Source organism: Streptomyces sp. NRRL S-118 (assembly GCF_000716335.1).
GTDB lineage: Bacteria > Actinomycetota > Actinomycetes > Streptomycetales > Streptomycetaceae > Streptomyces.
On sequence record NZ_KL591066.1, the window covers coordinates 1 to 758 of the forward strand.

General features: G+C 72.6%; 1 pseudogene. It reads left to right on the plus strand.

The annotated features are described in order from the left end of the window. Nucleotides 1–115: 115 nt before the first annotated feature. Nucleotides 116–758 (plus strand): annotated as a pseudogene (locus IH00_RS39410) (hypothetical protein); the annotation flags it as partial.

Below are 758 nucleotides of genomic sequence, written 5' to 3' on the forward strand. Positions count from 1 at the left end.
CCCCTTCCAGCGTGAGCATTACTGGTTGGAGTCGGGCCCGCGTACGCAGGCGTCGGCAGCCGCCGCCACGCCGTCCGGTGTGGATGCTTGGCGGTACCAGGTCGCCTGGAGGGGTGTGGCGACGGACGACACACCTCGGCTGTCCGGGCGCTGGCTGCTGGTCCTCCCGGAGAGCACGGACCCCGGCCCGGCGGATGACATCGCTGACGTACTCACCCGCTGCGGGGCCCACGTCGAGGGCGTGCCCGTGCCACTGACCGCCGGTCGCGCCCACTTCGCGGAGCTGCTCGCGGCACACCGTACGGAGAACGAGGAACCGGCTGTCCAGGGAGTGCTGTCTCTGCTCGGACTCTCGCGTGCGCCTTCTGCTGTGGCAGCGTCCGTCTCGCTCGTCCAGGCGGTGAACGACGTGGGTCTGGGAGCCCCGGTCTGGGCCGTCACCCAGGGTGCCGTGGCTGCCATGCCGGGGGAGGTGCCTGACGACATGGGAGCCCGGCTCTGGGCGTTCGGCCGGGTGGCCTCCTTGGAACTGCCCGAGGTGTGGGGCGGTTTGATCGATCTGCCGACGGTTCCGCCGGGTGAGCGCGTCCTGCGCCGTATGGTCGCTGTCCTCGGAGCGGCCGGAAGGGCGGACGGCGCCGAGGACGAGGTGGCGATCCGGAGCTCCGGGGCGTACGGGCGTCGTGTCGTACGCGCCCCGGGCGTGGCCCGCACGCACTGGCGACCGCGGGGGACGGTGCTGGTCACGGGCGGTACGG